Genomic DNA, 23,504 nt, shown 5'->3' with positions numbered 1-23,504 from the left:
CGTTGTGGGTTTTGCCACATACCGGGAAGGACGTGATGCGCGCCACCGTCAGCGCCGACGCCACGCTCCCGGATCGGCGGTCAATTCGGAGACGAACTCCGGCAGGGCGCCGGCGGCGATGTCGGAGACGGTGACACCCTCGAGCACGGATCGAAGGTTCACGCGGACCGCGATCCACACCTGTTGCAACGACTCAGCCGGGCCGCCGTAGCTGACGTCCTCCGGCCGCTCGCCACGCACCGACGCGAGCGGGCCCTCGACGGTGCGGATGACATCGGCGACGGTGATCTCGTCGGCCGGTCGAGTAAGCCAGTAGCCACCATCCGGACCACGCCTGCTGCTCACGAGTCCTCCGCGGCGTAGATCGGCGAGGACCGACTCGAGGAACTTGTAGGGGATCGACTGTGCGGTCGAGAGCGCCTCCGCCTTGACCAGCGCGGGACCGGCGGCCGCCAACTCGACGAGGGCACGCACTGCGCAGTCCACACGCGCCGTGATGTGCATCCCGCCCCCTCACCGATCCATTGCCGTCTCGCCGAAGACGTTACCGACAGCCGGTTGGTGGGTAGCCCAGGCCAGGCTTCCCGACACCGCGAGGGCGCGGTGGTCAGTGAGTCTGAGTCCTCAGCGGTGCTGGTTCGCTCGTTTGTCCGAGCCCGGGTCAGCCGGGATTCCAGCGAACTCGTCCGAGCGCAATTCGTCGCGCCGTTCCTCGCTGTAGACCATGAGCGTCGAACCGACGAGAGCCAGCACCATGCCGATGGCTCCGTAGATGTTGGGAAGGGTCTGGTAGACGAGCAGGGAGACGACGATGGTCAGTGCCGGCGCCAAGGCATTCGTCGTCGGTGCCACGATCGAGGCCTTACCCCTGCTGAGGGCCATCACGAGGAACAGTGCACCGCAGGCATTGAGCACCTGAGTGACGGCTGTCAAAGCTGGTGCCTGCCAGGGGAATCCGGACGGAATCCCTCCCATGAACGCAATCGCGACCGGGACCAGCATCAACCCGGTGATGGCCATCCATCCGAAGGTTGTGGCGTCGTTGACTCCGATGGTCGCGGCCTTGCGCATGAAGTAGGCCTGCACACCCCAGGCCACACAGATCAGGATGGCGAGGAGGAGCCACGGCCCCGATTCGGCCTCTCCGGTGCCACCGGTGATGCTGAAGAGCACGATGGCCGTCAACGCCGCTACCAGGCCGACGGCGGCGAGCCTCGTGATGCGCTCCCGAAGGAACACCATGGCCATGAACACGGTGACCGCGGGCGAGATGGCGATGATCGGGAAGATCAAGTACGCCGGGCCGTACGAGAGGGCCTTGAACAATATGAGCTGGCCCCCAGCTCCGGTCAGGCCGATGATCAATCCGTACATGGCCGCCGTGCGGCTCGGATCGAACCGTTGACTGCGTAACGCGAAGGCGGCGGGGATGATCATGGTGAAAGCCCAGACCACATAGATCATCTCGTCCGGGTAGCCGTACCTGGTTACCGGAAGCTCGGCGAAGCCGCCCCACAATCCCCAGAACAGGACAAGGAGCGCGGCGTAGAAGATCCAGCTCTGTTGTTTCTTCATCTCAATGTCTTCTCGAACTCGATGTCTTTCTCGATGTCGTCTTTCTCGACGTCGTTCATCCGGTTCGTGCCGAGCCGCGCGAGTGCGCTCCCCGACAGCGGAGCGCCCGCCTGCTTAGCCGCGTACAGAGCCGCACCGACGCCCGGACCGAACAGCGGCTCACGGAGGTCGTACATCGGGTGCAGCTCGTCCAGTGCGTATTCGAATTCCTCACGTATGGCCTCTGCGGTGAATACGCCCCCCGAGTAGGACACGGGTACGAGATCGTCCGCGTCGAAGCCGAGCGCGACGCGTGTGGCATCGACCAGGAGGGCCAGCTCGTCGCAGGCATCGAGCAGAATGTCGCCGGCGACCCGATCTCCCATCGAGTTCGCTTCGACGACGGTCTTCGCCAGGTCGGCGATCGGAGCCCGCCGTCCCTGCCAGCGGTTGAACACGACATCGACCAGTTCGAGATCGCGCTCGATGTGAGCCCGCGCCTTCATAAGGTCGTAGAGCGGTCCGCGTGGGAGCCGCCCGTCGCTCATCCGGGTGAAGGCGTTCAGTCCACGGACTGCTATCCAGTAGGCCGATCCCTCATCGCCGAAGAGCTCTCCCCAGCCGCCGACGCGGTATCCGCGACCGAGCCGTTCCCCGTAGGTCATCGAGCCGGTTCCGCTGATGACGTTGATGCCGTCGGCGCAGGCTAGTGAACCGGCCCAGCCGCAGATCATGTCGTTGTGGCACGAGAAGCGGTCGTGTCCGAGGATCTCTGCCGGCAATGAGTCGAGCCGTTTGATGTCGGAACTGACTTCGCCATAGCTGGGCAGTCCGAAGAAGGCCTGGGAGATATCGCGGGTTTCGATGCCGGCCCTGCGGCAGACGTCGGTGATCCCGTTCGCGAGGACCCGGGAGACCAGCTCGATGCCTTCGGTGAAGTAATAGCATGTCGACGTTTGCGTTTCGGCCAGCAGCAGACCCGTGTCGTCGAGCAGGACGAAGGCGGTCTTGGAGCCACCGCCGTCGACACCCAGATACACCGACTCCATCATCGGATCGCTTTCGCTGAGGCGTTGGCCACGGCCAACGGGTGGATGGTCACACCCTTCACGACCCGGTTGACGTCCCCGGCGGGAAACGGGTTGTCGGGGGTTGTTCCGATGTGCAGGGCGAAGGACAGCCCCAGGAGTTGTGCGACGACCACGTACGCTGCTGCCAGGAAGGAGTCCCCGACACCGGCAACACCTCCCAGGACCCACGCGTCGCCGAGCACGGGCGGGATCGGCTCTGCGGCAACGGCGATCACGTTGTCGGCGCCGCGATCCGCACGCAGTTCGGCGACGATATCGAGGTCGTACTGCCGGGTGTACGGGTCCGACGAGATATAGACGACGACGAGGGTGTGGTCGTCGACAACGGCCTTGGGGCCGTGACGAAACCCGAGTGCGGAATCGTGGTAAGTCACGATCCTTCCAGCAGTGAGCTCGAGCAGCTTGAGGGCCGATTCACGAGCGAGCCCGGCCAGCGGGCCGCTACCGAGGTAGACGACGCGCTCGTACCCGCGTTCCGTGAGCGCAGCGATCCTCCCCTGCCATGTTGTGAGGATGTCTTCCGCGGCGCCGCCGAGTGCCTCGACGAGCGACCGATCGTCGTGGCCCAGAATCAACAGGCACGACAACAACATCGAGGAAAAACTCGATGTCATCGCGAAGCCCTCATCGTTAGCACGGTCGGGCATCAGCACCACCATCGACTGCTCTCGCGTCTGGTGGTCCAGGTAGAGGTCTCCTGTCGGATCGCAGGTCAGGATCAGATGTCTTACCTCACTGAGGCGTTCGTCGGCCAGCCGTGTCGCGGCCACACTCTCGGGGCTCCTGCCGGATCTGGCAATCGAAACCAACAGTGTCGGAACGTCTTCTGCGAAGTACTCCCGTGGGTTCGAGACGATATCCGTCGTCGCCACAGCGTAGACGCGCCGATTGAGTACTCGGGCCAGAGTGGGTGCGGCGATCTGGCCGACGAAGGCCGATGTGCCTGCGCCGGTGATGATCACGCGAAGATCGGCACGCGCGAGCAGTGGGCCGACGAAACCGTCCACGGCTTCGCGGAGCTGCACGGCATCGGCCGCCACCTGCCGCCAAATCTCGGGCTGTTGGACGATTTCGCGGGCCGTTGCCTCCGATCCGGGGACCGCAGGAAGAGCGACGGGTGAGATCGGTGAGCTAGACGGTGAGCTAGACAAGGGCTTCTCCGGTTGTTACGAGTTGGGCGCGGTCGTCGACCGCGGTCGGGAGACATGCGGCGGCGTAGGGCCGCAGCGCGTCGCGGATCTTGTCGCGGACGAGTTCGTGGGGTTCCGGTGCCAGGACACCGGCATGGACTCGGGCGTACTGGTCAGGGAGGAACTGGCTGATCAACGGGAGGGGGATAGAGACGCGCGCGAGGTTCTCGTACAGGCGGTCCACTGCGGCTTCGATCTCCGGATCCGGCCAGTAGTAGCGCAACCGGTCACTGAAGCTGAATCGGCGCGCGATCCGCTGCTCTTCCGGATCGCCGTCGTAGTAGCCCTCCCAGTACTCGGGCCGGGCAAGCATCCGGCGTTCGATGACGTCGATCAGGTGCGACCGGACGTCGGTGGGGACCAGCTCATCCTCAATGAGGGCCAACGCGAAGAGCGCTTCTCTCATCGCGAAGGTCAAGCCGGGTCCGACCTTGAGAATGGCCCAGTGGTCTCCGACGAGTTCGTCGAGCCGTTCGCTGCTCTGATAGTCGGTCGAGTGCGCCTCGAAGACCAGGTTGGGCTGGTCGTCGAGCACGGTGCGCAGCTCGGTGGTCCGGTCGTGGCGGTAGTCGACGACCTGCAAGTGGTCGAATTCGACACCCGGCTGGACGACCATGGCGATGATTCGCGGCCAGACGTGGTCGAGTCCGAATTCACTGAACGCAGCCCGGTGCCGCTCGAGCGTACGACGAGCCGCCTGCGGGCAGGTGGCGGTCAACCCGCCGAGGGTTTCGGCCGACCCTCCCGGGACGGGAACCTCGGTGCCGATGACGTAGAGGATGTCGTCGGTGATCCCTTCTCGCTTCGCGGCGTCCTCGGCGACCCGAAGCAACCGGGCCGTCCGCTCGGCCACCAGGTCGTCGCCGGCGGGCACCGGATCCCCAGCGCAGGACATGCTGCAGTCGAGATGGATCTTCGTGTAACCGGCCGCCACGTATGCCTCGACAAGATCTTCTGCCTTGGCCATGGCCGCCTCCGCCGGCTCTTTCCGCCAGCGGTTCGGTCCGAGATGGTCGCCGCCCAGCACGATTCGATCCCGCGCGAACTCGTTCGCGTCCGCGATCGCGAACACCTTCTCCCGGAAGTCGGCGGGCCGCATTCCGGTGTAGCCGCCGAACTGGTCGACCTGGTTCGACGTGGCCTCGATCAGAACGTAGGTGTCGTCGTCGATCGCCTGTCGAATCGCCGCTTCGAGCACCATCGGGTGCGCCGAGCACACCGAGTAGGTGCCGACCGGCTCTCCCGATTTGTGGCGGCTAACGGTGTTCCACAGATGACCAACCATCATTCCTCCGTGTCCGGGCTGGCTTAGTTGGGCTCGACCGGTGCGCCCACGGAGGACCGACCACCGGTAGCCCACTGTGCAAGCGCCTGCGGGCTCGAGGTTGCTTCGTCCACGACGGCGCACAGGTGTGCGACCGAGTCGCTTATGCTCGACCGGGCGCCATCCAAGTACTTGCGCGGATCCGTGATGTCTGGGTGACCCCCCAGAAACTCCCGAATCTGTTGCGTGAAGCCAATATTCAGTGCAGTACCAACATTGACTTTGCGTATTCCCGCGCGTACGGCCTCGGCGAGCCGGCTGTCGTCGACCCCGGAGGAACCGTGCAGGACGAGCGGAACGGGGACCGACTCGCGTAATTTCTCGATCAGACCGATGTCGATCTGCGCGTCCTTGGTCGTCATCGCGTGCGAACTTCCGACTGCGACCGCCAGTCCGTCCACACAAGTTCTCTCGACGAAGTCACGGGCCTCGATCGGATCGGTGCGAACGCCGGGCGCATGGGCGCCGTCCTTACCGCCGATCTCGCCTAGTTCGGCTTCCACCCAGAGACCGTGTAGATGGGCGTGCTTCGCTGATTCCCTGGTCTGCGCGACGTTGTGGTCGTGGTCGAGACGTGCCGCATCGACCATGATCGAACTGGCACCCAAGTCACGGGCGACGTCGATGGCTCGTTCGGTGAGCGCGAGGTCCTCGAAGTGATCCAGGTGGATCGACAGTTTGGCCGAGGACTGCTCCGCAACCTGGGCGCAGCCGGCCAGGATCGGCTCGATCCGCCCACGGTGGAATCTGACCGCGTTCTCGCTGATCTGGAGTATGGCCCGGGCGCCTGCTCGTTCGACTCCCTCTGCAATCCCCTCCGCGTGCTCGAGGGTGATCACATTGAACCCGACTACCGCGCCACTCGCAGAGACCGCCGATCGGACCAACTCGCTGGTTCTTACAAGGGTCATCGACGATCCGACGTTGACATACGCCTTCCGCTCATATCCGTGGAAGTGAGATGGGCCATGCCACGATGATCGGCCCGACGCGCGTATCGCGCAATATTTCGAGCCATTTGCGTTAAGAATGTGCAAAAATAGTGAGCGTTTTATGATCGTTCGAACTGGAGGGCGGATGTCCAAGCGCAGCTACGCCCAGGCGGACCCTCGCGCCGTCTCGGCGAAACGGTCCGACCGCATGAGAGCAGTGCTGTCCATCATTCACGACAGCGAAAGTGTGTCTCTGCCTGCTCTCGCCCGGGATCTGGGAGTGTCCTCGGCGACGCTGCGCCGAGACCTGGCCGCGCTGGAAGAACAAGGCTTGCTCGTCCGTACCCACGGTGGTGCCCGCGCCCTGGATACGGAAAGCGAACTACCCGTCCGGCTTCGTGATACTCAGTTTCACGAAGCAAAGCGCAGCATCGGCCAACAAGCTGCCGCCATGGTCCCTCCGGGGCCGTACGCGATAGCGCTGAGCGGCGGCACCACCACGGCCGAGCTGGCAAGGGCACTCCGCGGCCGAGCGGAACTGACGATCGTGACGAATGCGCTCACCATCGCCATGGAATGCGCCACGAGCCCGCAGAGCAAGGTGATCATGGCCGGCGGTCTTGTGCGCTCGAAGTCGTTCGAGGCCGTCGGGCCGATCGCAGAGAGCATCTTCCACTCGATAACCGTCGGCACTGCGTTCATCGGTGTGGACGGAATCAGCGCTGACGGCGGCACCACCACTCATGACGAGACCGAGGCCCGAACGAACAATGCGATGGTCACGAACGCACGCCGAGTCGTCGTCGTAGCCGACGGTTCCAAGATCGGGCAGGTCAGGTTCGCGAAGGTGGCAGACCTCGACCAGGTCGACGACCTGATCACCGACCCGAGCGCCGACGCGACGGAGCTCGAACTCATCGAACGGGCGGGGGTCAAGATCCATGTCGTCGAACCCGTCTCGGAACGATGACCGTCCCGGCGGGAGGTCTCGGCTACGCGTCCGGACACCGCCCGGGTCGAGGCGTGTCGTCAGGCACGGGCAAGATTCACCAGGAAATCGACTGTACCGCTGTCGTCGACGGTCACGAATCCCAGTGACGGTGGAGTGATTCCGTAGTCGGTCCAGGTCACGGGAATACTGCCGGACGCGATCAGCGAGTCACCGGAATGCAATACCGTTACGTCCACACTCGCCGGACGCGTCTGCCCCTTGAGGGTCAGCGATCCGTTCGCCGTCACGGTCGTGGCGGTGCCGTCGGCGGGCAGCGCCGTGAGGTCGACCGGGCTGTCGATGGTGAACGACGCGGTCGGGAACGCGGTCACATCCATGACGTTGTTGCGGAACTGACCGTCACGAAGCCCGTTGTCGGTGGCGATGCCGGCGACCTGTACGACGACCTCGGCCGAGGTCATCTTCTGACCGGAGATGTCCACCGACCCGGTGACTTGGTCGGTGCTGCCGACGACATGGACCCGGGCGCCGTTGAGGACCTCGGAGACTCGGTATCCGGCGGCGGTCACGTTCGCCTCAGAACCCGGTGTGACCGTCCACTGCCCGTCCACCGGCCCCGACGCGGCCTGTGCGCCCTCGGTCGAGACGGTTGCTGCTGGGGCGTCGTCCTTGGCGATGAACGTGCCCCAGGCCCAGGGACCCGCGAGCACACCCACAAACACAACGACTACCGCGACACCGATGATCCACCATTTTTTCATCAGCTCAGGGTATGAGCACGCATCCGAAGGCGCCACAATTCACACGATTCGTACAGCAAAGACACAGCGGGCAGTGCGCCCGGTAGCCCAGACGGCAGTGCGCCCGGTAGTGGAACCTAGCCCTGGTCGAAGGTCACGCCGCCCTGCTGCGCGCGTCCACCTCGGTCACCGCGGGATCCTCGGAGATCGCCGGGTCCTCGACCATCAACTCCTCCGGGTCCTCGGCGATCGGATGGGTATGCGCGGCGACCTGTTTGCCACGCCCGAGCACGAGCACGGCGCCCAGGGCCACGACCAGACAGGTGATCGCGCCGAGCAGCAGGCCGGCCCGTCCACCCCACTCCTGGCTGACCCAACCGGCGATGGGGCCTCCGACGGCCGTCGAGCCCAGAAAACCGGTGGACCACAGCGCCATGACGCGGCCACGCATGTGAGGTGCGGCCTCGAGCTGGAGTGTGCTGTTGGAAATCGAGTTGAAGGCAATGCTCACCACTCCGACCACAGCGAGGGCAATCATCTCGAGCCCCAGTGTGGGTGCCGCGGACGCCGCGACAAGTGCGAGACCGAATGCGGCTGCAGTTACGATCAGCGCCCGCGTGCCGGTTCTTCCCCACGTGGCGACGAGCAGTCCGCCGCACACCGCCCCGACACCCATCGCCGCGGTCATGAAGCCGTAAGCCTCGGACCCGGCATTGAAGGTCTGCTCGGCGACGATCGGCAACACCACCTGGAACTCAAAGGCCAGGCAGCCGATCAAGGCCATCATCAGCAGCGGCACAGCGAGGTTCCGATTGCCGCGCACATAGCGCAGCCCCTCGCGCAGCTGACCGCGGGTCCGTTCCGCCGGCGCGGACCGATGCAGCGCAGTGACATCCAGCCGGAGCAGTGACACCACCACCGCCACGAAACTCGCGGCGTTGAGCAGGAAGCAAACCCCCAGGCCACCGGCCGCGATCGTCATACCGGCCACCGCCGGTCCGATGATGCGGGACGCACTCACCAGAGTGGACTGCAGGCTGACGGCGTTGCGCAAATCGTTCGGGCCGACCATCTCGAGCAGGAACGATTGCCGAGCAGGGTTTTCGAAGCACTGGTTGAGGCCGAGCAGGAACGCGAGGACATACACCTGCCACAACTCGACGGTGCCGGTGATCGTCAGCACACCGAGAACCAGCGCCTGCACACCCATGATCGACTGCAGACCGATCATCAAGCGACGCTTGTCCGATCGATCGGCGATCACGCCGCCGTATGGTCCGAGAAGCAGGATCGGCAGGGTCTGCAGGGCGACGACGATACCGATATCGGTGCCCGACCCGGTCAACTCCAGGACGAGCCACGACTGGGCGACTATCTGCATCCAGGTGCCGATGAGCGAGACCGCCTGGCCGCCGATGAACCTCCGGAAGTTGCGATTGGCCAGCGCTGCAAACGTCTGGCGCCCGATAGCCGTCACCGCCATCACGAACGGGCCATGGCCCCGGCCTGACACATCCGATCGGCGAGCGACTCGAGGGCCGGGAGGGCGTCGAGTAGGGCCTGCGTCTTCGTTTCGGGGAGCTGGGTGAGGTATTCGGCAAACAGGCGAGTTCGCTTCTCGCTCAGTTCCGCGTGTAGTGCGATTCCCGCGGAAGTCGCCGAAACGACGACTGCGCGACCGTCCTCAGGGTCCTCGGAACGCTGCAGCAGTCCCGCACCCTCCATCTTGCCGATAGCCCGCGACAGCATCGTCGGGTTGACCGTCTCGATCTCGGCCATCTCACTGGCCCGGATCGGCCCGCGCCGCACTGCCGTCGTGAGGATCGAGAACTGCGTCTTGGTGAGTTCACCGTCGGAGGTCTGCCTGTCGACCTGGCGGGAGATACGGCCGAGCGTGACCCGCAGCCGGGACACCTCGTCGTCGTCGAAGAGGCTCGTCACATCCACCTCCACTCGTGGAAATTAATTGCTTATCGGCAAGCATATACCTAGCGCTATAGGAAGGCGCTAGCGCCCGTTCAGCCGGGCGCGCGTATCAGGTCAGCTTGCCGGCCTTCGAAATCGGCAGCACGCGCTGTTGATTGTCCACCCATTCACGCATGACGACCATCTCCTGTCGGCGCTGCACCGAGTCCCAAGTAGCCATCTCGATGTTGCCGACGAGGTTCTGGCTCTCCTGGACCACCCGTTGACGCTTGGCCAGCATTACCCGGTCTCGAAATCGCCTGACGGAGATCCGCAGATCCTGGACCGCGTCGATCTCGCTCTTGATGACCTCGATCGGCCGCGACACGTCCTCGTCGAGTTCGGCCGGGTCCTCGACGCCGGCCGCGACGAGCCGTTGCTTGAACAGGTGGACTCGGTAGAGGTCGTCGTGGATCCTGCGAGCCACGTCGTCGAGCCTGTCGGGCGTGATCCGTATCGCGCTGACGTCCGTCCCGGCCCATTCGAGGAAGGCTTTGAACAGTGCCACCTCGGTTGCCAAATACACCAGGAGCGCCACCTCGGTGAGCACCTTCGGGTCATCCGGGTACGGCCGGCTCTTCACGCTGAGGAGCTCCCCCTTGATCAGCACCTCGTGCCTGGGGAAGACCCGGAACAACATTTCCAGGTAGACCCAGGGGCTCACCTTCTTGGCGCGGATGCGTCTGATCCCGGACTCGTAGTAGGCGGTCCACTTGCCGTCCTTCGGGATGTCGTACAGGAATACCCGAATCGAATCGCCGTGGGAGAAGGAGACTTCGGACTCCGGTTCGTGGTCGGCGTCCTCCGCCGCGCCGCCCTGGGAGAGATCCTCGACGGCGTCGTCCACCTCGGGATCGGACAGCTCCAACTCCGCCGATGCCGGCACGATCTCGCCCCCTGTGCGCTTGCTCACGGTCGTCATGGCTAGTGCGCTGCCGCGAATGCCTTGACGGGGGCAACCCCGACGCGGCCACGGGTCACCTCGACCGCGAGAATGCTCGTTCCGCTGCCGAAGTCGATACGCCCGCCATCAAGATCATCGATGAATTCGACAACTACCTTCTGCGCCACGTCTTACTCCCGAGGGTCGCCATCCAAGCTGTATCGGAAGCCTACGGGACAACTCTTCACACAATCCGCTACGGATCATCGTTTCCGCGTCGTGAGGTCCTCCGGTTGGCGCACAGGGACGCGCGTCACCGAGGTTCGCGCCGCGCGGCTGCCGGCACCGGCAGCCCCAACGTGTCTCGCAGTGTGTGGCCCGGGTAGGCCGGGCGGAACAGGCCACGCCGCTGCAGCTCCGGCACGACCAGGTCGACGAAGTCGTCGAGCGAATCCGGATACGCCGGGCACATCAGATTGAATCCGCCGCAGGCGCCGGCGACGAACCACTCCTCGATATGGTCGGCGATCGATTCGGGTGTGCCGATCAGGGTGGCGTGGCCGCCTCCGGCGGCTAGGTAGCCGAGCAACTCACGCAAAGTTGGCCGTCGCGTTTCGATGATCCGCTGCACAGTGGTGTAGCGGCCCTGCGGGCCGGTGAACTGCTCGGCGGGTGGCAGGTCGGCGACGACCGCGTCGAGGTCGTGCGCGGTGTAGTCCTGGCCAGTGAAAACGCCGAGTTGAGCGATCGCGGCGTCGGTATCGAGCAGGGAGTCGAGTTCCGCCTTCTTGGCGCGGGCTTCGTCTTCGGTCCGGCCGACGTACGTGACCAGGCCCGGCAGGATCGCGACCGATCGCGGCTCTCGCCCCGCCGCGGCGACGCGGCCGCGTAGGTCGGTGGCGTAGCCGAGCGCCGCGGGCAGGTCCCACGCCACGGAATAGACGGCCTCGGCGTACCGCGCAGCGAGGTTGCGGCCCACCTCGGAGGCGCCCGCCTGGAACAACACGGGCCGACCCTGCGGGCAACGCGGCACCGTGAGCGGGCCGTCCACCCGGAAGTGGGTGCCGCGGTGGTCGATCCGCCGAACGGCATCGGCGTCGAGGAAGCGGCCGCCGGCCCGGTCGACGACGAGCGCACCCTCACCCCAGGAGTCCCACAATGCGATGAGGACCTCGATGAACTCCTCGGCTCGCGCGTATCGCTCGGCGTGAGCTGGCAGGGCGTCGAATCCGTGGTTGCGAGCCTCGTCGTCGAACATCGACGTCACGATGTTCGCCCCCGCGCGTCCGCCGCTGATGTGATCGAGCGAGGCGAGCATGCGAGCGGCATGGAACGGCGTGAAGAAGCTCGCGGAGACCGTGGTGACCAACCCGATCCGCGTGGTGGCACGCGCCATTGCGGACAACGCGGTCAGCGGCTCGAGGAACCAGGTCGTCCCGGCGGTGTACTTCGGATTGACACTGTGCCCATCGGCAAAGAACACCGCGTCGAGGCAGCCCCGCTCGGCGGTGCGCGCCAGTTCCTCGAAAAAGGCGATGTCGCCGATCCGCTCCGCAGGCGAGCCCGGGTGACGCCATGCCGCCGAGTGGTGGCCGACTCCGTAGAGGAACGCGTTGAGGTGAAGGGTGCGCGGAGCCGACATCAGTTCATGACCAACCCGCCGTCGACCACCAGATTCTGTCCGGTCACGGCCCGCGACCAATCGGAAGCGAAGAACAGCACCGCCGCGGCGAACTCCTCGGGGGTGGTGACCTTGCGCAGCGGGGTGGATGCGGCGACCACATCGAACACCGCGTCCGGAGTCGCCGCCGAGGCATCCGTGGTGCGCAGCAGCCCACCGGAGACCATGTTCACGCGGATCCCGTCCGGTCCGAGGTCCGCCGCGAAGGTACGCGTCAGCGACAGCAGCGCCGCCTTGGACGCGGTGTAGTCGTGATATGGAACCACCGGATGCTGGAACAGGTTGGTGCCGATGTTGACGACGGTGCCACCGCCGGCGTCGCGCATACCGGGAAGTGCCGCCTGGATCGTATTCACCGCGCCACCGACGACGCCCTCCAGTTGGGTGGCGAAGTCGCCGTAGCCAATCTCGCCCGCCTTCGCACGCGCGTCGCCGTTGAATGAGTAGTCGGGCAACGCGTTGTTGACCACCGTGGTGATCGGCCGACCGAAGTGCTCCCGGGCCTGAGTGAACAAGGCGGCGACTTGGGTTCGGTCGGTCACGTCGGCCCCGAGAGCGACGGCACGATCCCCGCCGATGTTCTCGGCGAGGGCGTGCGCAGCCTCGCCGCTACGCCGATAGTTGAGAACGACGGCCGCGCCTTCGTCCCCGAACGCGCGCGCAATGTGACGACCGAGACCGCGCCCGGCCCCCGTGACGAGCACAAGCTGGTTCTGCAGTGACATCCTCGTTGACATCCTCGTTCCTTCCCAAATCCGGGAAGGGCGCACGACAGCGACGGGCCGCAGGTCCGTCGCCGGCTCGGCATCCCTTCGCTCGCATGATCGAGATCAGGTTCGACGGGTGTTCTTTCAGCCGCTACCGACACCCCGTGTCGAGTGCTTGCGCCAGGCTACCGGCCCGGACAGGTTGCGTAGCTCGATGAGGGGCAGCGGAAGCTTGCCCCGGCCGGAATCTGGGGGTTGAGGGCACTCCCTACCGACTGGTCCAATCGAATGTCGGCGTGAATGCGTCGAAGTGCACATACGAGACGTCCCAGCGAATGCCGCAGTTCGGTTCACGCACAGTCTTGTTGAGGCTGAGGAGCACCGCGTGAAGCAAGAGCAGCGCGACTAGCGCGCTCGAGCACGCGCTGGTCGCTTCCGACGTTGGGAGGGTTGTGTGAAGAACGCTCTTGTTTGGATCGGCGCGTTGGTGGTTCTGGCGTTCGTGCTGTCGTACTGGAAGTGGATGGTGGCCGCGGCAGTGATCACCGGCCTCGCCTTGGCTTGGTCCAAGTTCGTCGCCTCGTTCCGGCGGCGCCGGCAGAAGGCAGCGTTGGATCGGTGGAACGGGGAAGTTGCCCTCCGGTCAACGTTGGCGGCCCGCGCCAATGCTCAGCATCAGCAATAGTTCACAGATTGGGGACGGCGGCATCCACGGAGAGTTTCGGCCGTCACGAGCGTGCCAGGGCCCGAAGGGGCGCACTCAACTCAGTGGAGAAGAACTCGAAGAACGCGTCCACGTCCGGACCAGCGTTCTGCAGTGTCAGATGATCGACTCCGGCATCGACGTACGCGCGCGCCGCCTCGACGTGTTGCTGCACCTCCGGCCCGCAGGTTATCGCCTCACTGACATCCTCGGGACGAACGAAGGACAACACCGACTCGTAGTCGGCGGTGTTCTTCAGTTCGGTCAGGACGTTCCACCCCAACACGCCGAACTTGAGTAATCGGTGCGCCGATTCGACGGCGGTGTGCTCGTCGCGCGCCCATGACATCGCCAGCGATGCATACTTCGGCCCCGATCCACCGGCTTTCGCGTAGCCCCTCAGCAGTTCGAGTTTCGGTCTTGTCGTGAAGAGACCGTCGCCGAGTTCCGCGGCGAGTCTGACGGATGCCGGACCGCCGGCCGCCACCGCGATCGCCGGAGGCACATCGGGAAGGTCGAAGACGCGCGCCTCATCGAGAGTGAGGTACTTGCCCTCATAGGACTGATTCCCACCAGACCACAGCAGGCGGATGATCTCGATCGATTCGCGCAACATCCGATGCCGGACACGCACCGCCGGCCAGGCTCCACCGACCACGTGCTCGTTGAGCCGCTCTCCCGACCCGACTCCCAGAGTGAAGCGGCCCTCGCTGAGAATGGCCGTGGTCGCCGCGGCCTGCGCGATGATCGCGGGGTGGATTCGGATCGAAGGACAGGTGACGCCCGTGACCAGCCCGATCGTGTTGGTCTTGGCCGCTGCGGCACCCAGCATCGACCACACGAACCCCGAATGTCCGAGGCTGTACAGCCACGGGTGGTAGTGGTCGCTCATATCCACAAAGTCGAAACCGGCTCGCTCCGCCTCCACGGCCTGACGCACAATCTCCTTCGGCTCGAACGCCTCGGTCACCAACTTGTAGCCCACTTGCATGTCGTCATCCCCATCGCTTCATGAGTCGATCGAGTAGCCCACGATCCGTCCAGAGCGGACGTCGGTGATCGCGCGCAGGTACATCCCGATTATCGGCGCGGTGTTCACCGGGGTTTGGTCCACGCGTCAGATGGCGACGACGCCGTGGACGCGATCGAAGACGACCACTCGGCGGCAAGCGATCGCAGCTCTGGATGTCTGTCTCGGCGGATAGTCTCCGTCGAAGGCCGTTGTGCGCCCACCCATTCCGACGAACCTCAGATCCCGGACCCTTTGCCCGACAGGCCGTCGATGAACCGGCGCCGGATCACCGAATGATCGTGGCTGCGTCGTACTGCTGGAGGTCGTACTCAGGTACGTTCGAGAGAGGCGTCTCCCGTGGCGAGGAGACCGTGAACTGCCCCGATGGGTCGAAGTAAGGATCTTCGGATGCCGGATTTCAAGCCCTATTTCAAGCAAGTGCAGTCCCACTACGACCTGTCCGATGACTTCTTCCAGCTGTTCCTCGATCCGAGCATGACCTACAGCTGCGCCTACTTCGAGCGTGAAGACATGACACTCGAGCAAGCGCAGCTGGCCAAGATCGATCTCTCGCTCGGCAAGTGCGACCTGCATCCGGGCATGACGCTGCTCGACATCGGCTGCGGCTGGGGCTCGACGATGCTGCGCGCCCTCGAAAAATACGATGTCAACGTCATCGGTCTCACCCTCAGCGAAAACCAGTACCAACACGCAACCACTCTCCTCCGCTCGAACCCGCGACCTCAGCGGACCGCAGAGGTCCGCCTACAGGGCTGGGAGGATTTCAACGAGCCGGTGGACCGCATCGTCAGCATCGGTGCATTCGAGCACTTCCGCCGTCACCGCTACGACACGTTCTTCGGCAGGTGCCGGGATCTCCTTCCCCCGAATGGACGTATGTTGCTGCACTCGATCGTCGCCTACCAGCGAGGATCCCTGGAGAAGATGGGCATCCCCGTCACCGAGGACTACATTCGCTTTGCCGTTTTCATCGTTCGAGAGATTTTCAGGGGCGCTCAGCTACCCGAACCGCAATGGGTTACCACCCCGGCCGAGCAAGCGGGGTTCGGTGTCGAGCGGATTCAGCCGCTGCAGCCGCACTATGCCCGCACATTGGACCTGTGGGCCGCTGCGCTCGCGGCCCATCATGACGACGCCGTCCGGATCGCCTCGGAAGAGACCTATGAGCGGTACATGAAATACCTGACAGGCGCCGCGGAACAGTTCCGCAGCGGACGTATTGACGTTATGCAGTTCTCCTTGGTCAAGAAGGGGTAAGCGTGAGGCGTGACCACCCTCGATCGTTCGAGGTTCGGCTAGTCGGGCGTGGCACAAGAAAAGCCTCCCACCTGTAATGCAGATGGGAGGCTTTGGCGGTGGCGGAGGGATTCGAACCCTCGGACGGGGGTTACCCGTCACACGCTTTCGAGGCGTGCTCCTTAGGCCGCTCGGACACGCCACCGCCAAAGACTGTACCTAACGTGCCACTGAGACCGAAATCGGCAGGTAGGAGAGTATTTTCCGGTTCGGGATCGTCAGCGCTGATCTTGGAAGAAGCTCTCGAGAAGTCCCGCGCATTCGTCTTCGAGCACCCCGCCGCGCACCTGCGGACGGTGTGTCAGACGCCGATCGCGGACCACGTCCCACAGTGAACCGACGGCACCGGTCTTGGGTTCCCACGCCCCGAACACCACTCGCTTGACGCGGGCGAGTACCAGCGCACCCGCGCACATCGTGCACGGCTCGAGCGTCACCGCGAGTGTGGCGCCCTCGAGCCGCCACCCGTCGCCGTGGATCCGGGCCGCCTCACGCAGGGCCAGGATCTCCGCGTGTGCGGTGGGGTCACCGGAGGCCTCGCGAGCATTCGCGGCACGCGCCAACTCCACTCCGTCCGCATCGAACAAGACCGCGCCGACGGGCACGTCGGCGTCCGAGGCGGCGGCCGCGGCATCCAAAGCGGCGCGGATCATCCGCTCGTCGTCCTGCAGAGTCATGAGTGGTTACCTGACTGTGCCATCGGGGCAGGTCATCGGGGAAGCTTGTCGACCGTGGCCGCGAGCTCCGATTCGAAGCCGCAGCGCTGCGCGATCATAGTCAGCTGCTCGTCCGGGTAGAGGTCGGTCTCGGCCACGATGACCCCCAGCACGGCGTCCGGCAGCCCCAGGTCGGCGAGGACACCGAGGTCGCCCTCCTCCCACGGTTCGATGTCGTCGAGTTCGTCCGGGTCGATGTCGGGGATCTCGATATTCAGGGCTTCGAGGACGTCGGCGGCGATGTCGTAGTCGACGGCGGCGGTCGCGTCGGAGATCAGCAGATGGGTGCCCGTCGGGGCGGGTCGGACGATGACGAAGAACTCGTCGTCGACGTCGAGCAGACCGAACACGGCACCGGAGCTACGCAGCTCGAGCAGTTCCTTCTCGGCAGTTCGCAAGCTCGTCAGTGCCCCATCGGTCAGCGGCGAGCACTTCCAGCGACCGTCCTCACGGACGACGGCGACACCGAAGCCGTCGAGCTTCTCCATCGAACTTGCGGAAGCGCTGTTGTTGTTCGCGCGCTGTGAACCCATGGGCGCAACGGTAGCCCGCTCAGTGCCACTAAAAGAAGTCCCGCGGTCAATGTGCCAAGCTGTTCAGGTGGCTGCCTCCGTTTCCACACCTGACGTCTGCGTTCTCGGCCTGGGCCTGATCGGCGGGTCGCTGCTCCGCGCGGCCGTCGCTGCCGGCCGAAAGGCGTGGGGCTGGAACCGCTCAGCATCGACGGTGGACGCCGCCCGCGCCGAGGGATTCGACGCCGACACCGACCTTTCCGCCGTGCTGCGCCGCGCCGCCGAATCGGAGGCGCTGATCGTCATTGCGGTGCCGATGCCGGCGGTCGACGCGACGCTCGCCGTGATCGCCGAGCACGCGCCCGGCTGCCCGGTCACCGACGTGGTCAGCGTCAAGGCCGAGATGGCCGCGGCCGCCACCAGACACGGTCTGCGAGACCGGTTCGTGGGTGGGCATCCGATGGCGGGGACGTCGGAGTCCGGCTGGCAGGCCGGGGACGTCGATCTGTTCCGGGAAGCGGTGTGGGTCGTGAGCGCGGACGACGGCGTCGACCCCCAGATCTGGTCGCAGGTGGCGCAGCTCGCGCTGGACTGCGGTTCGCTGGTGGTGCCCGCCGAGTCCGCCGAGCACGATGCAGCCGTCGCGCGCATCTCGCACCTCCCGCACTTGCTCGCCGAGGCCCTCGCCCTGTCCGGTGCCGCGGGAGGCGATCTGGCACTGGGCCTCGCGGCGGGCTCGTTCCGCGACGGCACCCGTGTCGCAAGCAGCGCGCCGGACTTGGTGCGAGCGATGTGCGAGGGCAACCGCGACGCCCTGCTGTCGACACTGGACGAGACCCTCGAGGTGCTGAACCGGGCCAGGGCCGATCTCGCCAAGAAGGGCACCCTCGCCGACCTCGTCGAGCCTGGCTACCAGGCTCGACTGCGCTACGAGAACCGCGAGCGCTGGACGATCACCGGCATCGAGCCCGGCTCGGAGAACTGGCTCGAGCGGATGCGCGACGCCGGACGACGCGGAGGAGTGTGGCGACCGTGAACCTGCGCGACATCGCCCGGCAACTGGCCACGAAGGAGACGACGGCCGTCGAGCACGTGCGCGCGACGCTCGATGCTCTCGACGGGCTACGGGGGACGCCGTGGGAGAACCTGGTTGCCGCTCGCGACGATTCCGCGGCACTCGAGGCTGCTGCCCGCGCGGACGAGGCGATCGGCGCCCGTGACTGGATCGGCCCGCTGCACGGGGTCGCGGTGGCGGTGAAGGACAACATCGACGTGGCCGGGATGCCTACACGCTGTGGCAGCGCCGTCCTCGCCGACGCCCCGCCCGCCACGGACGATGCCGGCATCACTACGCAATTGCGGAAGGCCGGTGCGATCGTCGTCGCCAAGACCCACATGCACGAGTTCGGCTACGGGCCAACGGGTGCGGTCAATGCGTGGGGGCCCGCAGCCCATCCACACGACCCGACCCTGATCCCCGGCGGCTCGTCTTCCGGGTCGGCGGCACTGGTCGCGAAGGGCGTCGTACCGCTCGCGTTGGGCACCGACACCGGCTGCAGCGTAAGGACTCCCGCATCCCTGTGCGGCATCCTCGGCATGAAACCGAGCTTCGGTGCGCTACCGACGTCGGGCGTGTTCCCGGGGTCGACGACGTACGACCACGTGGGCCTGCTGGCCGCCGACGTCGTCGACGTGTCGTTGGCGTGGGGTGCGATCCCCGGCATCGCGCACGTGAATACGCCCGTCGCCGGTCTGCGGGTGGGGCGACTACGCGGCGACAACTGGGACATCGCCGATGCGGCCATCGCGGCGGCCGTCGACGCCGCGTGCCGGTCGCTGACCGACGCCGGCGCCGAGGTGATCGACGTCGAACTTCCGGAAACGGAGGAGCTGCTCGCGGCCTACCCGCTCATCACCGGCTCGGAGGCGTACGAGACGCACCGGCAGTGGTTCGAGACCGAACCCGAGCGTTACCAAACACTGACCGCGGCGCTGCTGGCGGCCCAGAAGGACCGTCTCGCCGTCGACTATGTGCATGCCGTCCGCGCGCTCGAACGTTCTCGCCATCGCGCACTTTCGCGGCTACGTGGCGAGCTGGGCTTGGACGCACTGCTCACCGCAACCACGCCCCTGCGCTCGATGACCCAGGAACGGGCCCTGTCGCCGGACCCGGCGGTGGCCCGCACCCCACTGCTGCGGATGTGCATTCCCTTCAACGGTCTCCGCGTCCCGGCGATCTCGGTCCCCGTCACGGTCGACGACCGCGCCCCGGCGGGGGTTCAGGTGGTCGGGCTGCCGACCACCGCGAGCGGGCACGGATCGCATCCGGCCGAATCCGTGGCACTCGCGTGCGCGCTCGCGGTGAGCTGAGGTTTTCCAGGCCGAACCAGGTCCTCGTGCCCTATTGGGCGCTCGAGCCCGCCACTAGGCTCCGACATGGCACAGCGAAGCGACATCGCATGAAGCGATACGGCACAGCGAAGTCGTTTCGGGTTCTGCATGGCCATCGCCGCGACGGCGGGAGGTAGCTGCCGCCGCGCGGCCACACCGACGGATGCGATCGGGGAATGTGCGCTGCATTCACCTCCACGACCACTCACCATGAGCTGACACCACACGAGGTCGTCGAGCTCCTGTCGACCGACGCCCGAAATGGTCTCGGCGATAAGACGGCCCACGAACGATTGGCCCAGTTCGGACCGAACACCTTGCCGAGACCTGCTCGTGCCGGCCTGCTGATGCGGTGGCTGCGACAGTTCCACAACCCGCTGATCTACGTGCTGCTGGTGTGCGGGGCCGTGACCATGGCGATCGGAGAGGTCGTGGACTCGAGCGTCATCTTCGCCGTCGTGATCGTCAATGCGGTAGTCGGCTTCGTCCAGGAGTCGCGGGCCGAGGCGGCACTCGAGGGACTGCGGGCTCTCATTCGCACCGAAGCCCGGGTCGTCCGTGACGGCGAGGTACGGTCCGTGCCCTCCGAGCGGTTGGTGCCCGGCGACCTGGTAGTCGTCGAGGCCGGCGACAGGGTCCCCGCAGACCTGCGGATGGTCACCCTGACCGAGCTCAGCGCCGACGAATCGTCGCTGACCGGTGAATCGGCGCCGGTTTCCAAGAACGAAGTGGCGCTCCCACCGGACACCGCCGTCGCCGACCGCCGCAACATGCTCTACTCGGGCACCCTGGTCACCTCGGGGACAGGTTCCGGTATTGCAGTCGCGACGGGCGCGAACACCGAGCTCGGTGAGATCCACCGTCTCGTCGGTGCCGCCGACACCCTGGCCACACCACTGACTCGAAAGTTGGCGTGGTTCAGTCGAGTTCTCACCGTCGCCATCGTCGCTCTGGCTGCGGTCACCTTCGTGGCCGGGCTGCTGCGCGCTACCGAGGGAACCAACACGTTCACGGCAGCAGTCGCACTCGCGGTTAGTGCCATCCCGGAGGGACTGCCGGCGGCGGTCACCGTGACCCTCGCGATCGGCGTCGGCCGGATGGCGCGGCGACGCGCTGTGGTCCGGCGTCTGCCGGCGGTGGAGACTCTCGGTAGCACGACGGTGGTCTGTTCGGACAAGACCGGCACGCTCACCGAGAACCAGATGACCGTGCAAACGGTGTGGACACCGGGTCTCGCCGTCGATGTGCACGGCTCCGGGTTCGCGCCGGTAGGAGAGATCGTCGACGCCTCCGGGACCCCCGTGGACCCGGATCAGCACCCGGCCCTGCGGTGGACGCTACTGGCCGGATTGCTGTGCAACGACGCCTCCCTACGACGCTCGAAGGACGGGCAATGGTCGGTGGTCGGAGACCCCACGGAGGGGGCGATGGTCGCCGTCGCCGCGAAGGCGGGCTACGACCAGAACCGGACCCTCGCGGACATGCCGCGCACGGGGTCGATTCCGTTCAGCTCGGACCGCTGCTACATGGCGACGCGGCACACCCGCCCCGACGGCCCACCCGTCGTCGTCGTCAAGGGGGCGGTCGAGCAGGTCTTGGCCCTGTGTCGCGGTCGGATGTCAGGGGCCGGCGAAGTGGACCCCCTCGCCGCGGAAGAGATCCTCCAGGCCACCTCGGACCTCGCCGACCAGGGGTTACGTGTGCTCGCGACCGCTGTCCGGGATGACGACCCGACCGATCCCGCCGACCCGGATCCCGACCAGCTGCCCGGAACCTTGGCGTTCACCGGTTTGCAAGCGATGGTCGATCCGCCCCGCGCCTCGGCCGCCGACGCGGTGCGCGCGTGCCAGCGCGCCGGCATCGCGGTGAAGATGATCACGGGCGACCATGCCGCCACTGCCAAGGCGATTGCCGCGCGCATCGGTCTGGCCCCTGCATCCCCCGAAACCGACACGGCATCCCCGAAGGACAACGCGGCATCCCCGAAGGACAACGCGACACTGACCGGCCGCGATCTGGCCGGCATGACGGACGAGGAGTTACCCGAGGCCGCCAACTGGGCATCGGTGTTCGCGCGAGTGTCGCCGCAGCAGAAACTGAGGCTCGTCGAGGCACTGCAGCGCCAGGGGCACGTAACGGCAATGACCGGCGACGGGGTCAACGACGCGCCCGCATTGCGGCGCGCCGACATCGGCATAGCGATGGGGCGCAGCGGGACGGAGGTAGCCAAGGACTCCGCCGACATGGTGCTCACCGACGACGACTTCGCCACGATCGAGGCGGCAGTGGAGGAGGGTCGCGGTGTTTTCGACAACCTCACGAAGTTCATCGCCTGGACCCTTCCGACGAACGTCGGTCAGGGTGGGGTGATCCTGGTCGCGATTCTCGGCGGGCTGACGTTGCCGATCCTGCCGGTGCAGATCCTGTGGATCAACATGACGACCGCGCTCGTGCTGGGCCTCATGCTGGCGTTCGAGCCGAAGGAGCGCGACATCATGGAACGGCCGCCGCGCGATCCGGACCGTCCCCTGTTGACCTCGGCGTTGACGCTGCGGATCCTGCTGGTCTCGACGGTGATGGTGGTCGGGACCTGGTGGCTGTTCCAGTGGGAGCTGTCGATGGGGGCCGAACTCGCCGAGGCACGCACCGCGGCCGTCAACCTCGTCGTGGCCGTGGAGATCGTGTACCTGTTCAGCTGCCGGTCGTTGACCCAGTCGCCGTGGCGGCTGGGATTCCTGACGAATCGGTGGGTGTTGATCGGGGTCGCCGTCCAAGTGGTCGCGCAGGCCGCGATCACCTATCTGCCCAGCGCCAACCTGATATTCGACACGGCGCCGGTCGGGTGGGAGACCTGGATTCGGGTGGCGGCTATCGCCGCTGTAGCCACGGCCATCGTCGCCGTCGACAAGCGTCTGCGGCGCGGCTCGGCAGTGTGACCGGGGCCGGCCCGCCCAGGCTCAGATCCGCTCCGCCAGCCCCTGGTAATCGAGGACGAAGCCGTCCTCGTCGACGGTGATGGACGACGACGACACCGGAGAGAGCACGTGCACACCGTCGGCGCCGCTGCTGTAAGTCAGCGACGCCTCCTGCACCGCCAGGTTGGGCAGGTTGACGTAGACGACGGGCACCTGGAAGTCCTCGGACTCGTTCTGCATACCGAACCGCCGGATCGGCAGGGTGTTGAAGAACGGGCTCAGCACGACGTCGACATCCTTCGCCCCCGCGAACCCGGAGCGCAGGTGGGTGGTGCCGGTCTCGACCATCCAGATGCCTTCCTCGTCTCGGCTGATCGACATGTGCCGCTCCCCCGCCGCCAACGCGGTGCGCAACGACAAGCGCCGGGTCACCCCGACCTCGTCGGTGACGAGGTCATAGGACGCACTGAACGCGGGATGGTCGGAGCACTTGCCACCGATGATGCGTCCGGCCGCCTTGATGCGGTTGCCGTTGAGCTGGACGCGCACGGACTCCATGCGCGGCACAGAACGGGCCCGCCACGTCAGAACGGCAGGCCAGGACGACGCGGTGCTCGGGATGGTCACGGTCTCTACGGTAGGCGACGAACGACGACGAGTCGTGTGGGGGCGGGCGGGACCTGTGCTCGGGAGACGCTCGGACATTTCGGCAGGCTCCGCTGCACGATGCGCCCGAGCCTGCCACGCGACGAGTCCGAGGCTCTGGGTCGACCCTGGGGTCCGACTATTGCGTCCAACTATGGCGTCCGACTATGGGGTCCGAGGACCCTTTACTTCCCCCGACCGCCGTCGCAAGGTTGAGACGTCCCACTCGAGCGGCGCCGCCCGACTCGAGCAGCGCGGACCAGTCCGAACCAGA

Annotated in this window: 23 protein-coding genes, 1 tRNA gene and 1 riboswitch; of the genes, 6 read left to right on the top strand and 18 right to left on the bottom strand. The window is 66.0% G+C overall.

What is annotated here, in order from left to right; translation table 11 throughout:
• Positions 1-48 precede the first annotated feature (48 nt).
• The 6 genes from EF834_RS16045 to EF834_RS16020 all read right to left on the bottom strand — a co-directional run bounded on the left by EF834_RS16045 (position 49) and on the right by EF834_RS16020 (position 6,070).
• The gene (locus tag EF834_RS16045) at positions 49-504 is read right to left on the bottom strand and encodes an RrF2 family transcriptional regulator (protein ID WP_127948231.1); all 456 of its coding nucleotides are present in this window, start codon (positions 502-504) and stop codon (positions 49-51) included.
• A 120-nt stretch (positions 505-624) separates the two neighbouring features.
• Positions 625-1,575: a DMT family transporter gene (locus EF834_RS16040; protein WP_127948230.1), complete on the bottom strand. Its 951-nt coding sequence runs from the start codon at positions 1,573-1,575 to the stop codon at positions 625-627.
• Entirely contained in the window at positions 1,572-2,606 is a 1,035-nt protein-coding gene (locus tag EF834_RS16035; RefSeq protein ID WP_127948229.1) for an N-acetylglucosamine kinase, read from the bottom strand. Before EF834_RS16035 ends, EF834_RS16040 begins: the two co-directional genes overlap by 4 nt.
• Positions 2,603-3,685 (bottom strand): SIS domain-containing protein, encoded by a 1,083-nt coding sequence (locus tag EF834_RS16030; protein ID WP_235871254.1) that lies wholly within the window; start codon positions 3,683-3,685, stop codon positions 2,603-2,605. The genes EF834_RS16035 and EF834_RS16030 overlap by 4 nt, the downstream gene beginning before the upstream one ends.
• 103 nt (positions 3,686-3,788) lie before the next feature.
• Positions 3,789-5,120, bottom strand: coding sequence for a D-tagatose-bisphosphate aldolase, class II, non-catalytic subunit (locus tag EF834_RS16025; RefSeq protein WP_127948228.1), 1,332 nt, complete (start codon positions 5,118-5,120; stop codon positions 3,789-3,791).
• A gap of 23 nt (positions 5,121-5,143) precedes the next feature.
• Positions 5,144-6,070: a class II fructose-bisphosphate aldolase gene (locus EF834_RS16020; RefSeq protein WP_127948227.1), complete on the bottom strand. Its 927-nt coding sequence runs from the start codon at positions 6,068-6,070 to the stop codon at positions 5,144-5,146.
• Positions 6,071-6,236: 166 nt separating this feature from the next.
• Here EF834_RS16020 and EF834_RS16015 point away from each other — a divergent pair, with 166 nt between their 5' ends.
• Positions 6,237-7,061, top strand: a complete 825-nt coding sequence (locus EF834_RS16015; RefSeq protein WP_127948351.1) for a DeoR/GlpR family DNA-binding transcription regulator — start codon at positions 6,237-6,239, stop codon at positions 7,059-7,061.
• Positions 7,062-7,120: 59 nt separating this feature from the next.
• Here EF834_RS16015 and EF834_RS16010 read toward each other — a convergent pair whose 3' ends face one another.
• From EF834_RS16010 to EF834_RS15985, 7 genes are all read right to left on the bottom strand, one after another.
• A complete protein-coding gene (locus tag EF834_RS16010; protein WP_206615306.1) occupies positions 7,121-7,804 on the bottom strand; it encodes a YceI family protein in 684 nt (227 codons plus the stop codon).
• A 133-nt stretch (positions 7,805-7,937) separates the two neighbouring features.
• On the bottom strand, positions 7,938-9,266 hold the full coding sequence (locus EF834_RS16005) for an MFS transporter (protein WP_206615312.1): 1,329 nt from the start codon (positions 9,264-9,266) through the stop codon (positions 7,938-7,940).
• Entirely contained in the window at positions 9,266-9,724 is a 459-nt protein-coding gene (locus EF834_RS16000) for a MarR family winged helix-turn-helix transcriptional regulator (protein WP_127948226.1), read from the bottom strand. The genes EF834_RS16005 and EF834_RS16000 overlap by 1 nt, the downstream gene beginning before the upstream one ends.
• A 94-nt stretch (positions 9,725-9,818) precedes the next feature.
• Entirely contained in the window at positions 9,819-10,661 is an 843-nt protein-coding gene (locus EF834_RS15995) for a hypothetical protein (RefSeq protein WP_235871253.1), read from the bottom strand.
• Positions 10,662-10,672: 11 nt separating this feature from the next.
• Positions 10,673-10,819, bottom strand: coding sequence for a hypothetical protein (locus tag EF834_RS18250; RefSeq protein WP_164874160.1), 147 nt, complete (start codon positions 10,817-10,819; stop codon positions 10,673-10,675).
• 125 nt (positions 10,820-10,944) lie between these two features.
• Positions 10,945-12,273, bottom strand: coding sequence for an LLM class flavin-dependent oxidoreductase (locus EF834_RS15990; protein WP_127948225.1), 1,329 nt, complete (start codon positions 12,271-12,273; stop codon positions 10,945-10,947).
• Entirely contained in the window at positions 12,273-13,037 is a 765-nt protein-coding gene (locus EF834_RS15985; protein ID WP_127948224.1) for a 3-oxoacyl-ACP reductase, read from the bottom strand. The genes EF834_RS15990 and EF834_RS15985 overlap by 1 nt, the downstream gene beginning before the upstream one ends.
• A gap of 65 nt (positions 13,038-13,102) precedes the next feature.
• A riboswitch (TPP riboswitch) is annotated at positions 13,103-13,194 on the bottom strand.
• Positions 13,195-13,473: 279 nt separating this feature from the next.
• Between EF834_RS15985 and EF834_RS15980 the strand changes: the two genes are divergently transcribed.
• Positions 13,474-13,704 (top strand): hypothetical protein, encoded by a 231-nt coding sequence (locus tag EF834_RS15980; RefSeq protein WP_127948223.1) that lies wholly within the window; start codon positions 13,474-13,476, stop codon positions 13,702-13,704.
• A gap of 43 nt (positions 13,705-13,747) precedes the next feature.
• Here the strand turns inward: EF834_RS15980 and EF834_RS15975 are convergent, their stop codons facing one another.
• A complete protein-coding gene (locus EF834_RS15975) occupies positions 13,748-14,713 on the bottom strand; it encodes a TIGR03557 family F420-dependent LLM class oxidoreductase (RefSeq protein ID WP_127948222.1) in 966 nt (321 codons plus the stop codon).
• 429 nt (positions 14,714-15,142) lie between these two features.
• Between EF834_RS15975 and EF834_RS15970 the strand changes: the two genes are divergently transcribed.
• Positions 15,143-16,012 (top strand): cyclopropane mycolic acid synthase family methyltransferase, encoded by an 870-nt coding sequence (locus EF834_RS15970; protein WP_127948221.1) that lies wholly within the window; start codon positions 15,143-15,145, stop codon positions 16,010-16,012.
• 93 nt (positions 16,013-16,105) lie between these two features.
• Here EF834_RS15970 and EF834_RS15965 read toward each other — a convergent pair.
• The 3 genes from EF834_RS15965 to EF834_RS15955 all read right to left on the bottom strand — a co-directional run bounded on the left by EF834_RS15965 (position 16,106) and on the right by EF834_RS15955 (position 17,300).
• Positions 16,106-16,196 (bottom strand) — tRNA-Ser (locus EF834_RS15965).
• Positions 16,197-16,269: 73 nt separating this feature from the next.
• A complete protein-coding gene (locus EF834_RS15960) occupies positions 16,270-16,728 on the bottom strand; it encodes a nucleoside deaminase (RefSeq protein ID WP_127948220.1) in 459 nt (152 codons plus the stop codon).
• Between the two features lie 32 nt (positions 16,729-16,760).
• Positions 16,761-17,300 carry a tRNA adenosine deaminase-associated protein gene (locus EF834_RS15955; RefSeq protein WP_127948219.1) on the bottom strand — a complete coding sequence of 180 codons (540 nt, stop codon included), beginning with the start codon at positions 17,298-17,300 and terminating at the stop codon, positions 16,761-16,763.
• A gap of 49 nt (positions 17,301-17,349) precedes the next feature.
• Between EF834_RS15955 and EF834_RS15950 the strand changes: the two genes are divergently transcribed.
• The 3 genes from EF834_RS15950 to EF834_RS15940 all read left to right on the top strand — a co-directional run bounded on the left by EF834_RS15950 (position 17,350) and on the right by EF834_RS15940 (position 22,606).
• Entirely contained in the window at positions 17,350-18,315 is a 966-nt protein-coding gene (locus EF834_RS15950; protein WP_127948218.1) for a prephenate dehydrogenase, read from the top strand.
• Complete coding sequence (locus EF834_RS15945) at positions 18,303-19,649, top strand: amidase (RefSeq protein ID WP_127948217.1); 1,347 nt, start codon at positions 18,303-18,305, stop codon at positions 19,647-19,649. Before EF834_RS15950 ends, EF834_RS15945 begins: the two co-directional genes overlap by 13 nt.
• A gap of 197 nt (positions 19,650-19,846) precedes the next feature.
• Entirely contained in the window at positions 19,847-22,606 is a 2,760-nt protein-coding gene (locus EF834_RS15940; RefSeq protein WP_127948216.1) for an HAD-IC family P-type ATPase, read from the top strand.
• Positions 22,607-22,627: 21 nt separating this feature from the next.
• Here EF834_RS15940 and EF834_RS15935 read toward each other — a convergent pair whose 3' ends face one another.
• Positions 22,628-23,212 (bottom strand): putative glycolipid-binding domain-containing protein, encoded by a 585-nt coding sequence (locus EF834_RS15935; RefSeq protein WP_206615305.1) that lies wholly within the window; start codon positions 23,210-23,212, stop codon positions 22,628-22,630.
• Between the last annotated feature and the right edge of the window lie 292 nt (positions 23,213-23,504).

Origin of the sequence: Rhodococcus spongiicola, assembly GCF_004011835.1 — a bacterium.
Lineage (GTDB): Bacteria > Actinomycetota > Actinomycetes > Mycobacteriales > Mycobacteriaceae > Prescottella > Prescottella spongiicola.
The sequence above is the reverse complement of the archived record's forward strand: the minus strand, read 5'-3'. Positions and strand labels throughout refer to the sequence as shown.